The organism is Mycobacterium sp. (assembly GCF_032162605.1).
In the GTDB taxonomy this organism is placed as follows: domain Bacteria; phylum Actinomycetota; class Actinomycetes; order Mycobacteriales; family Mycobacteriaceae; genus Mycobacterium.
On record NZ_JAVROT010000303.1, the window covers coordinates 1 to 11,097 of the forward strand.

11 protein-coding genes are annotated in these 11,097 nt (G+C 67.2%); 8 read left to right on the forward strand and 3 right to left on the reverse strand.

All coding sequences use genetic code 11. From position 1 onward, the window contains the following. From QOI01_RS17510 to QOI01_RS17520, 3 genes are all read right to left on the reverse strand, one after another. Positions 1-741, reverse strand: a 741-nt coding sequence (locus tag QOI01_RS17510) for a DUF5336 domain-containing protein (RefSeq protein ID WP_526383100.1), incomplete at its 3' end; no start/stop codon positions are given. A 114-nt stretch (positions 742-855) separates the two neighbouring features. Continuing rightward, entirely contained in the window at positions 856-1,986 is a 1,131-nt protein-coding gene (sfnG, locus tag QOI01_RS17515) for a dimethylsulfone monooxygenase SfnG (RefSeq protein ID WP_526383101.1), read from the reverse strand. Between the two features lie 72 nt (positions 1,987-2,058). Beyond that, positions 2,059-2,730, reverse strand: a complete 672-nt coding sequence (locus QOI01_RS17520) for a GntR family transcriptional regulator (protein WP_526383103.1) — start codon at positions 2,728-2,730, stop codon at positions 2,059-2,061. A gap of 112 nt (positions 2,731-2,842) precedes the next feature. On the opposite strand from QOI01_RS17520, the gene QOI01_RS17525 reads away from it, so the two are divergent. The 8 genes from QOI01_RS17525 to QOI01_RS17560 all read left to right on the forward strand — a co-directional run. Continuing rightward, on the forward strand, positions 2,843-4,105 hold the full coding sequence (locus QOI01_RS17525) for a sarcosine oxidase subunit beta family protein (protein ID WP_526383105.1): 1,263 nt from the start codon (positions 2,843-2,845) through the stop codon (positions 4,103-4,105). Between the two features lie 38 nt (positions 4,106-4,143). Continuing rightward, the gene (locus tag QOI01_RS17530; protein ID WP_526383107.1) at positions 4,144-4,422 is read left to right on the forward strand and encodes a sarcosine oxidase subunit delta; all 279 of its coding nucleotides are present in this window, start codon (positions 4,144-4,146) and stop codon (positions 4,420-4,422) included. After that, entirely contained in the window at positions 4,419-7,277 is a 2,859-nt protein-coding gene (locus QOI01_RS17535) for a glycine cleavage T C-terminal barrel domain-containing protein (RefSeq protein ID WP_526383109.1), read from the forward strand. The genes QOI01_RS17530 and QOI01_RS17535 overlap by 4 nt, the downstream gene beginning before the upstream one ends. Next, on the forward strand, positions 7,270-7,863 hold the full coding sequence (locus QOI01_RS17540) for a sarcosine oxidase subunit gamma (protein ID WP_526383111.1): 594 nt from the start codon (positions 7,270-7,272) through the stop codon (positions 7,861-7,863). Before QOI01_RS17535 ends, QOI01_RS17540 begins: the two co-directional genes overlap by 8 nt. An 87-nt stretch (positions 7,864-7,950) precedes the next feature. After that, positions 7,951-8,799 carry an LLM class F420-dependent oxidoreductase gene (locus QOI01_RS17545; RefSeq protein WP_526383113.1) on the forward strand — a complete coding sequence of 283 codons (849 nt, stop codon included), beginning with the start codon at positions 7,951-7,953 and terminating at the stop codon, positions 8,797-8,799. A gap of 50 nt (positions 8,800-8,849) precedes the next feature. Further along, positions 8,850-9,146 (forward strand): hypothetical protein, encoded by a 297-nt coding sequence (locus QOI01_RS17550; protein WP_526383115.1) that lies wholly within the window; start codon positions 8,850-8,852, stop codon positions 9,144-9,146. 2 nt (positions 9,147-9,148) lie between these two features. Next, positions 9,149-10,612, forward strand: a complete 1,464-nt coding sequence (locus QOI01_RS17555; RefSeq protein ID WP_526383117.1) for a hypothetical protein — start codon at positions 9,149-9,151, stop codon at positions 10,610-10,612. Positions 10,613-10,629: 17 nt separating this feature from the next. Next, a partial coding sequence (locus QOI01_RS17560) for a hypothetical protein (RefSeq protein ID WP_526383119.1) occupies positions 10,630-11,097 on the forward strand: 468 nt, incomplete at its 3' end.

The window sequence follows — 11,097 nt, forward strand, 5'->3', positions numbered from 1 at the left end:
GCCCGTCGGGGGCGTCGGCGGTCCGCCCTGATGTGGCGGGCCCTGCGGCGCGGGTGCACCGAAGCCGCCGGTCGACGGCCCGGTGGGGTAGCCACCGTATTGCTGCGGCGGGTAGCCGCCACGCTGCTGCGGACCCTGCTGCTGCGGAGGGCCGCCGTGCTGCGGCTGTCCCTGAGGCTGTCCCTGCGGCAGTCCCTGAGGCTGTCCTTGAGGCTGTCCGTAGTAGGGCCCCGGCGCGCCGTACTGGCCGTAGGGTTGCTGTTCGTACTTGGGTTTCGGCACCGGCGCGGTGATGACTTCGGCGTCCAGGAGCAGGGCCGTGACCGCGACGATGGCCTGCAGCAACGTGAAGGCGACCATCAGGTAGGCGGCCCAGCCGAGGTTGCCCGCACCGATGGTGATCACACCGGCGAGGACGACCAGGAACCCGAGGACCGTCAGGACCGCCACGATGGCGAAGTGGCTCTTCTGCTTCGGCACCAGACCGACACCCGCCAACAGGCCGGCCAGGATGCCGAGCAATGGCCCGAGCGCTGTGCCGCTGTCGAGCGCGAACGTTGTGAGGTAGATGGCCAGACCGAACACCGCCACCGCGATGTCGAGGTACAGGGGAAGCTTGCTGGGCCCCGCCGGGGCGGCCTCCTGAACCTGACCGAACTGCTGAGTGGGCGTGCTGTACTGCGCCGCCGGCGGCCCGGACGGGTATCCGGGGTTACCGGGCTGACCGGATGGATACGACATGTCCCCTCCTGTGATGGGCGATTCGACCACCCACGCTAGCGCACCCGCCGACGGAAGCCGGTCCCGTCCGCGCGGCGACGGCCCCATGTCGGCCGGTGAGCAAACATGCGGCGGTCAGACGGTGACGAGCACTGACTGGCTGTGCGAATCCTTTTCGGACTCCTCGATTTCGCGCACCAGCGGTAGCACGTTCGCACCGAAGTACTCGATCTCCTCCTGGAAGTGGAGGAAGCCACCGAGAATCAGGTCGACGCCACGTTTGCGATAGCCGGCGATGCGCTCGGCGATCTGCTCCGGTGTGCCGATCAGCTGCGTGCGGAAACCGTCGTTGTACTGCACCAGGTCCTCCAAACTGGAGTCGGCCCACATCCCGCGCTTGTCGCCCGTCGCGCTGCCCGCCTGCTGGACGGCGTCGCGGAAGCCCTCGACCGCGGGCTTGTTGGCCTTCTCGATGATCTCGCGGAGCGTCTCCTTCGCCTCCCTTTCGGTATCGCGGGCGATGATGAACCCGTTGAGCCCGACGCTGACCTCGCGGTCGACGCTGCGGGCGTGGTCGCGCACCTCGACGACCTGCTCGGTCAGCCCAGCGAAGTCCTTGCCGTTGGAGAAGTACCAGTCGGAGTACAGGCCGCCGTTGCGACGGGCGGCCGTCGAGTTGCCGCCCTGGAAGATCTCCGGGTTGGGCCGCTCGGGCGTGTTCAGCGGCTTCGGCTTCAGCGTGAAGTCGTGGATGCGGTAGAAGTCGCCGCGGAAGTCCACGTCGTCCTCGGTCCAGATCCTGCGCAGCACCTGAAGGAACTCGGCGCTGCGGCGGTAGCGCTCGTCATGCTCGAGCCACGGCTCGCCAAGGTGGGTGAACTCGTCCTTGAACCACCCGGAGACGACGTTGACGGCGAAGCGGCCATTGCTCAGATGATCCGCGGTGGCACCGAGCTTGGCCAGCACCGCGGGTTGCCACAGCCCCGGGTGGACCGCGGCGATGACCTTGAGCCGCTCGGTCGCCAGCAACAACGCCAGCGAGAAGCTGGTCGACTCGTGCTGGTACTCGGCGCCGTAGCTGGCCTCGTAGCGGACCTGCGACAGCGCGTACTCGAAACCGTTGTTCTCGGCGGTCTGCGCCAGCTTCTTGTTGTACTCGTAGTTCCAGTCGGTGCGCTGCTCGATGTCGCTGGTCACCAGACCACCGCTGACGTTGGGCACCCAGTAGGCGAACTTGACGTGGTCGGCGATGCGTTCGGTCGTCATGGTCTGCCATCCCAACAAGCACTGCGACGCGCGTCACCCCTAACGATCCGCCAGATTTCAACGGCGGTCCGCTCACATGACTGCGCGGACGGCCTCTTCGAAACCGATGACGTGCGCGAGTGTGAGCGCCGCTGCGGAGTCCGCGTCACCGGCCACGATGGCATCCAGGAGCGCAGCGTGTTCGCGGACGTGGCCGGCGACGTCGGGTAGGCGGTCGAGGAACAAGCACCAGATCCGGGCGGCGTGAGCGTCGAGGCTGACCAGGATCTGTTCCAGATGCGGGTTACCCGATGCGCGGTAGATCTCGCGGTGCAGAAAGACGTCTTGACGCAGAACCTGGCGAGGATCGTCGGTTCCGTCGATCCCCGCGACTCCCGCGGACAGTGCGGACAGCCGCGTGCGGGTTTCCGCCGTTGCCGACCTGGCGGCCCTGGCAGCCGCAGTCGGTTCCAGTTGTCTGCGGATCTCGGAGATGTCGGCGAGGTCGGTCATGTCCACGGCGGTGGCGAAGGTGCCGCGTCGGGGGTAGGCGACCACCAGCCGGTCGCGTTCGAGGCGCTTGAGTGCCTCCCGAACAGGCGTCCGGCCCACGCCCAGTTCTGCGGCCAGATGGTCGTCGTTGATGGGCGCGCCCGGTCGGATGTCGAGCATGACCAAGCGGTCGCGCAGAACCTCGTAGGCGCGATCGGCATTGGTCTCCGCGCCGCTGTCGGCATCCAAGAAGGAGAACTCCGGCAGGGTCATCGCCGCCCCTTCCCGCCTCGACCGGCCTGTTGACGTGGACGGCTTCTGATCATAATCTAGACCGCGATTGATATATCAGTAAGCGGTTGACTGGAATGTCAGAAGGGCGACGATGAGTCTCGACTCGGCAGGCCTGACTCGATCCACCGCGGCCCGACCCGGATCAGACCTGCCTGACCATCCTGAATTCCTCTGGCGCACAACGGAGCCGAAGAAGTCCTACGACGTCGTCATCGTCGGCGGAGGCGGGCACGGACTGGCCACGGCCCATTATCTGGCGAAGAACCACGGCATAACCAACGTCGCCGTGCTCGAGCGAAGCTGGCTTGCCGGCGGCAACATGGCCCGCAACACCACGCTGATCCGGTCCAACTACCTGTGGGACGAGAGCGCGCGCATCTACGAGCACGCACTCAAGCTGTGGGAGGGCCTCGAGGAGGACCTCGACTACCCGATCCTGTTCAGCCAGCGCGGCGTGCTCAACCTGGCACACAGCCTGCAGGACGTGCGGGACAGCGTCCGGCGCGTGGAAGCCAACAGGCTCAACGGCATCGACGCCCAGTGGGTGGACCCCGACGAGGTCAAGAAGCTATGCCCAATCGTCAACGTCTCCAACGAGATCCGCTATCCGGTACTCGGCGCGACGTATCAACCCCGCGCCGGCATCGCCAAGCATGACTACGTCGCCTGGGGTTTCGCCCGCCGCGCCGACCAGGCCGGGATCGACATCATCCAGAACTGCGAGGTCACCGGATTCGTCACCACCGGCGAGAGGGTGGCCGCGGTACACACCAGTCGCGGCGACATCGCCGCGGGACAGGTGGTGTTGTGCGCGGCCGGGCACACGTCGACGTTGACCGACATGCTCGGCATCCGGACGCCCTTGCAGAGCCATCCGCTGCAGGCACTGGTCTCCGAACTGCTCGAGCCGGTACACCCGACGATCGTGATGTCGAATGCGGTGCACGTGTACGTATCCCAAGCGCACAAGGGTGAACTCGTCATGGGCGCAGGAGTGGACTCCTACAACGGGTACGGCCAGCGTGGGGCGTTCCACATCATCGAGCGCCAAATGGCTGCCGCCGTCGAGTTGTTCCCCGTCTTCGCCAGGGCGCATCTGCTACGCACGTGGGCCGGCATCGTCGACGTATGCCCCGACGCCTCCCCGATCGTCGGCCGTGCCCACTACGAGAACCTGTACCTCAACGCCGGTTGGGGCACAGGTGGATTCAAGGCGACGCCAGGTATCGGCTGGTGCCTGGCCGACACGATCGCCAACGACGCGCCCCACGAGTTCATCGCCCCGTTCAGCCTCGATCGGTTCGTCACCGGCGCGCTGGTCGACGAGCACGGCGCTGCCGGCGTCGCGCACTGAATCAGCCAGCCTCCCATCCGAATACAGGAGCGACCCCTATGCAACTCATCGAGTGCCCATGGTGCGGGCCGCGAGAGGAAACCGAATTCCATTACGGCGGACAGGCTCACGTGCCCTACCCGGCCGATCCGCAGGCACTGACCGACGAGCAGTGGGCCCACTACGTCTTCTTCCGCAACAACCCCAAGGGGCCGTTCGCCGAGCGGTGGAGTCACAGCGCAGGATGCCGACGCTGGTTCAACGCCGTCCGCGACACCGCCACCTATCGATTCCACGCCGTCTACCGCCCCGACGAGCAGAAGCCGACGATCCGATGAACGCGGCCTTCCGCATCCCACGGGGCGGGCGCGTCGACCGCGACAGCACCCACACCTTCTTCTTCGACGACCGGGAACTGACGGGGCATGCCGGCGACACCCTCGCCTCCGCCCTCCTCGCCCATGGCATCCATCATGTGAGCACCAGCATCAAGTTCGGCCGCCCACGAGGCATCACCGCAGCATGGGCCGAAGACACCGGCAGCCTGGTCCAGATCGAGGACCCGTTCCCGGAACCCATGTTGCTCGCGACCACGATCGAACTCTTCGACGGTCTGGTGGCGCGGGGCATCCCCGGCCAGGGCCGCCTCGCGGAGACCGCCGACACCGCGAAGTACGACGCCACCCACGTCCACGCCGACGTCCTCGTCGTCGGCGCGGGGCCGTCCGGGATTGCGGCCGCGCTGACCGCCGCCCGGGCTGGTGCAAGAGTCGTCCTGCTCGACGAGCAGACCGAAGCCGGTGGTGCGCTGCTTGCCAGCAGCGACGCCATCGACGGAAGGCCGGCCGTGCAGTGGGTGGCCGACGCCGTCGCCGAGCTGAGCACCTACGGCGACGTCCTACACTTGCAGCGCACCACCGCATTCGGACACTACGACGACGGCTTCGTGCTGGCCTTGCAGCGGCGCACCGATCACCTCGGGACCCAAGCGCCTGCGGCCGTCAGCAGGCAGCGGGTGTGGCGGGTCCGGGCCAGGCGAATCGTGTTGGCCACCGGCGCGCACGAGCGGCCCGTCGTGTTCTCCGACAACGACCGACCCGGGATCATGCTCGCCCACAGCGCGCGGGCGTTCCTGCATCGCTACGGCGTCACGGTCGGTGAACGGGCCGTGGTGTTCACCACCAATGACAGCGCGTATCTCGCAGCCGTCGACCTGCACGACGCCGGCGTCCGAATCAACGCGATCGTCGACGCTCGCGCCGAGGTGGCGCCCCACCTGCACGACCAATGCGCCGCGCGCGACATCACGATCCAGCTCGGCTCCGTCGTGAGTGGAACGCGCGGAGAGGCACGCATCAGCCACGCCGTCGTGGACCGGCTCCGCGGCGACGCCGACCCGGTCGCCGTGCCCTGCGACGCGCTACTCGTCAGCGGTGGCTGGAATCCGGCGGTGCACCTGTTCAGCCAGGCACGCGGACAGCTGCGCTACGACGACGCTCTTGGAGCGTTCGTGCCCGGTGCGTCACTCGCCGGGGTCAGCGTCGTCGGCTCGGCCAACGGCATCTTCGACCTGCCGGCGTGCCTGCGCAGCGGCAGGGAGTCGGCCGTCTCGGCGCTGGCCGACCTGGACTTCACCGCGCCGTCGGAACCGATTGCAGGCGAGGCCGATTCGGTTGGAAGAGAATCAGCCGGTCTCGTGCTGTGGCAGGTACCCGATCCGAAGGGCACGACGAATCAGTTCGTCGACCTTCAGCGCGACGCCACCGTGGCGGATCTGGTCCGTGCGGTGGGCGCCGGGATGCGCTCGATGGAGCACGTGAAGCGCTACACCACCATCGGCACCGCCCACGATCAGGGCAAGACCTCCGGGGTCATCGCGTCGGGGATCACCTCCGAGCTTCTCGGAGTGCCCATGGCCGAAATCGGGGTCACCACCTTCCGGCCGCCGTATACGCCAGTGGCGTTCGCCGCACTGGCCGGTCGCGTCCGGGGTCGCAGGTACGACCCGGAACGGGTCACTGCGGTGCACGACTGGCACGTGAACCGGGGAGCGGTCTTCGAGGACGTGGGTCAGTGGAAGCGTCCGCGTTTCTACCCGCTGTCAGGCGAGGACACGGAGACCGCAGTCCTGCGCGAATGCGCCGCCGTCCGCGGTGGCGTCGGCATCCTCGACGGCTCGACGCTCGGCAAGATCGACGTCCAGGGACCCGATTCGGGCGCGTTCCTCGACCTGCTCTACACCAACATGATGAGCACGCTCAAGGTCGGCATGGTGCGCTACGGCGTGATGTGCGGCGTGGACGGCATGGTCATCGACGACGGCACCGTGATGCGGTTGGCCGAAGACCGCTACCAGGCCTTCACCACCACCGGTGGCGCCGCCCCGATTCTCGACTGGATGGAGGAATGGCTTCAGACCGAGTGGCCGCACCTGCGCGTCCGGCTCACCTCTGTCACCGAGCAGTGGCACACCTTTGCGGTGGTCGGGCCGAAGTCGCGCGACGTCGTCGGCGCCGTGTTCGGTGACCTCGACGTCAGCAATGACGCGTTCCCGTTCATGGCGTGGCGTGACACCGAGCTCGACGGCGTCCACGTCCGTGTCGGTCGCGTCAGCTTCTCCGGCGAGCTCGCCTACGAAGTCAACGTCATGGGCTGGTACGCAACGACGTTGTGGGAGCGGCTGATCGACGCGGGTGCGCCCCATGGGATCACCCCGTATGGGACGGAGACCATGCACGTGTTGCGCGCCGAGAAGGGCTTCCCGATCATCGGGCAGGACACCGACGGCACCGTCACCCCGCAGGATCTCGGCATGAACTGGGTGGTGTCGAAGAAGAAGGTCGACTTCCTCGGCAAGCGATCATTCACCCGCAGCGAGAACCTCAGCCCAGCGCGCAAGCAGTTCGTCGGACTGCTACCGGTCGACGCCGAGACCGTCCTGCCCGAGGGATCGCAGATCATCGAAGCCCCCGAAGACGGTGTGCCACCGCCCATCCCGGTGCCGATGCTGGGGCACGTCACATCCAGCTACCGCAGCGCTGCCCTCGGCCGACCATTCGCGCTGGCATTGGTCAAGGGCGGGCACGCTCGCATCGGAGACACCCTCAGCGTGCCGGTGGACGGGACTCTGGTGCCGGTGGAGGTCACCCGCTCCGTCCTCTTCGACCCAGAAGGAGCGCGCCGCGATGGCTGACACCCTGACCCGACGAAGCCCGTTGCAGGGCTGGAAATCACGCTTCGCGCACATGCCGGAGTCGGCACGAATCATCGAGGTGCCGTTCATCGCGATGGTCGACCTGTGGGTCGATCCGACGGGGCCCGGCGCAGCCGAAGCCGCCGACGTCCTCGGGGTGACCTCGTTGCCGACCATCCCCTGCACGACGATCGACGGCCGGGACGCGACGGTGATCTGGTTGGGTCCTCAGGAATGGCTGGTCACGTCGGGCAGCCGCGGGGGCGAGGATCTCGAGACTCGGTTGCGCGAGCGGCTGAGCGAGCACGGTGGCGCCGCGGTGGACGTCTCGGCTCAGCGGACGACCGTGCGGCTGCGCGGTGCGCGCGCCCGGGACGTGTTGGCCAAGGGCTGCTCACTGGATCTACATCCGACGGTGTTCGGTCGCGGTGCGGCTGCTCAGACCATGCTCGGCCTTGCCGTCGTCGTCCTGCTTCCACTGAGCGACAACGGGACCGATTATCAGATCCTGGTCCGGTCGTCGTTCGCCGGCTACCTCGCCGGGTGGCTGCTGGACGCCGCGGAGGAATTCGGCGTCGACTGGTAGTGGTCTTGCGTGCTCGGCGACGGTCGATACCTGCCCGAGCGGGTGCCACCTTGCGCTTACGGACTGGAACACGTTCTAATTCTGGTCATGAACTACGGGCTCGTACTCTTCACCAGCGACCGCGGGATCGCGCCGGCTGCTGCCGCCAAACTCGCCGATGACCATGGTTTCGAGACGTTCTACGTACCCGAACACACCCACATCCCGATCAAGCGCGAAGCCGCCCACCCCACCACAGGGGACGAATCGCTGCCCGACGACCGCTACATGCGCACGCTGGACCCGTGGGTGTCGCTGGGCACGGCCGCCGCGGTGACCTCCCGCGTGCGACTGTCGACGGCCGTCGCGCTGCCCGTCGAGCACGACTGCATCACGCTGGCCAAGTCCATCGCGACTCTCGATCACCTGTCCGGCGGCCGGGTCTCGCTCGGCGTCGGATTCGGTTGGAACACCGACGAACTCAACGACCACAACGTTCCGCCCGGCCGGCGTCGCACCATGCTCCGGGAATACCTCGAAGCCATGCGGGCACTGTGGACGCAGGAAGAAGCCGAATACGACGGCGAGTTCGTGAAGTTCGGCCCGAGCTGGGCGTGGCCCAAGCCCGTGCAATCGCACATCCCCATTCTGGTCGGCGCGGCGGGCACCGAGAAGAACTTCAAGTGGATCGCCAAGAGCGCCGACGGCTGGATCACCACGCCACGCGACTTCGACATCGACACGCCCGTGAAGCTGCTGCAGGACACCTGGGCCGCCGCCGGGCGTGACGGCGCGCCGCAGATCGTGGCGCTCGACTTCAAGCCCGACCCCGACAAGCTCGCCCGCTGGGCCGAGCTCGGCGTCACCGAGGTGCTGTTCGGATTGCCGGACAAGTCCGTGGCCGAGGTCGGCGGCTACGTGGAGAGGCTCGCAGGCAAGCTCGCCGCGCTGGTCTAGGGCTCGAATTGGTGTACCGCACTCCGGATCGGCTGCCCTAACGTTGAGGCGTGACCGTTCCCCTGGAAGTCGACGTTCCGGCGCTGGAGGCGGTCGCCCGCCAGCTCGGCGGGCTCAGTGACCAGTTGACCAGTGGCGGCATCGCCCACGAGTGGGAGCCACCGGTCGCACAGCCGACCGGCCAGGCGACGGTCGGCGTCACGGCGGCCGCCAACCACGTCGTCGGAGAGGCTGCGGCGAAACTGTTGTCGATCGCCGACGACATCGCCAGGGCCGCGCGCTACTACGCCGCGAGGGACTCCGAAGAGGCGCACGAGATCGATACGACCATGCAGCCTCCGCGATAGCGATGGTCGAGACACCGACCCGATCGCGCATCGAGGGGTGGTCCAGCGGGCACCTCCAACAGGCCGCCATGGGCTGGCAGCGCCAAGCCGATCTCACCGAACAGCTCTACGGGCAGGCTCAGCACGCCGTCGATTCCGCTCCCTGGACCGGTGCGGCGGCGGATCGAGCCAGCGCCAAGCTATTCGAGAACCTCGTCAAGATCCGTGGCGCCCTCGACCTGCTGAAGAAGGCCGGGAAGATCGCCACGTCGGGGGCGGAGGCGATCTACGCCGCCAAGCGCGCCGCCGTCGCCGCGATCCAGGACGCCGTGAGCCAGTTCTTCGCGGTCAGCGAGGACCTCAGCGTGACGGACCGCATGCCGTGGTACTTCAGTGCGGCCCTCGCCTTGGTGCGCAAGATCGCCGCCGCACACTTCCAAGCCGACATCCGCGCCAAGGCCATGATGCTGGCCCTCACCGACGAGAACGTCGCCAATCAACTCGACGCCGTCGCGGCCAGCATGCAGGGCTTCGAACTGGAGGGCGGCAAGGGCGGACTACCCGCGGCGGGTGACCCGCAGATCGTCGGAGGCCCGGGACCACTCACGCGCGATGGCACTCAGGGCGACTTGAACGCCACGATTCCCGGCACCGGGATCGAGATCAGCGGCGACGGTCGAAGCGGCTATCCGACGCTCAACGGCGAACGGAATCCGTTGGAAATCCCCGGCAACCCACTCCCGACGCCCGAACATCCGAATCCGGACGCGCCGACAAGGCCGTTGCCCACCGGCACGATCGTCGGCCCCGACGGCAAGCAGTACGCGCTGTACAGCGAGGTTCCCTACCGCCTCCCCAACGGCGAACCGAATCCGGAATATGCGACCGCCGACACCACCGTGGTCGACATGAACGATCCGTCAAAGAGCATCGGTGTCTTGCCGGGCATCTCCCAGGCGAGCGGCGTCTACGACCCGAAGACCAACCGCATGATCGTCGTCGGAAACACCGGGCCGCATCCCGGCGACCGGACGAGAACGCTGTACATGTCCGAGCCGATCGACCCGGCCAACCCCAATGCCTGGATGCAGACGCTCAAACCCCAGGGCGAGATCCAGGGCCTGCCCGGCGACCGGGAGAATCAACTGGTGGCACTCAAGGGTGGCGGCTTCATGCTCGTTGGCTCGGACAACTTCGACCCCAAGGTCCCTGGCGACCAACCGATGGGCGCCATCACCGCGTTGACTCCCGAGGGACTGCTCAACGCACAGGCGACCCCGCTGTTCCCGCCCGGCCAGGGCACTTGGCCAGGCGGCGCCGCCCCTTACGGACCCACCGTGGTTGACACCGTGTACGACCCGGTGACGGGTAAGGAGACCGTCCAGCTGCGAGTGAGCACCTGGGAGGATCCGCCCGACTGGAACCACGAGGGCGACAAGCCGTACAACCCCAGGACATACCAGACCGAAGTCACCGTCCAGCACTAGCGTGAAAGAGTCTCGAAATGACCAGCTCCAAACGTCGGTCGACGATGCAGGTACTCGGAGTCTTGGCTTCGGCCGCAGTGCTTGCTGGTGTCCCCACTGCGCCTCCGGCGCACGCTCAGCCCCCTGGATTCCCCGACCTCAACGCGTTCACGGAAGCCCCTGCCAGCCAAGACTTCTCGCGTCCCGACCGGTCGGCCAACGGCTACGCGTTCTTCCGCACACCGGACGGGCTCAGCTGCATGGTCGGCAGCCTCGTCCGCTGCAGTGGCCCATTGCCCGGCTTGGCCGGAGCCGAGTACGGCGACTGCGCTTTCGTCCTGCAGTCATACGAAGACGCGCAACGTTCGGAACCGTTCAGATTCGAGAAGTCGACCGATGGTTGCTCACCGCCGACCGACGAGCTGCTCGCCGTCGGCCAGAAGGCAACGTTCGTATCCAACGACACGACCTTTTGCGCAGTGGGTGCGGGCCAGCTCACCGCCTGC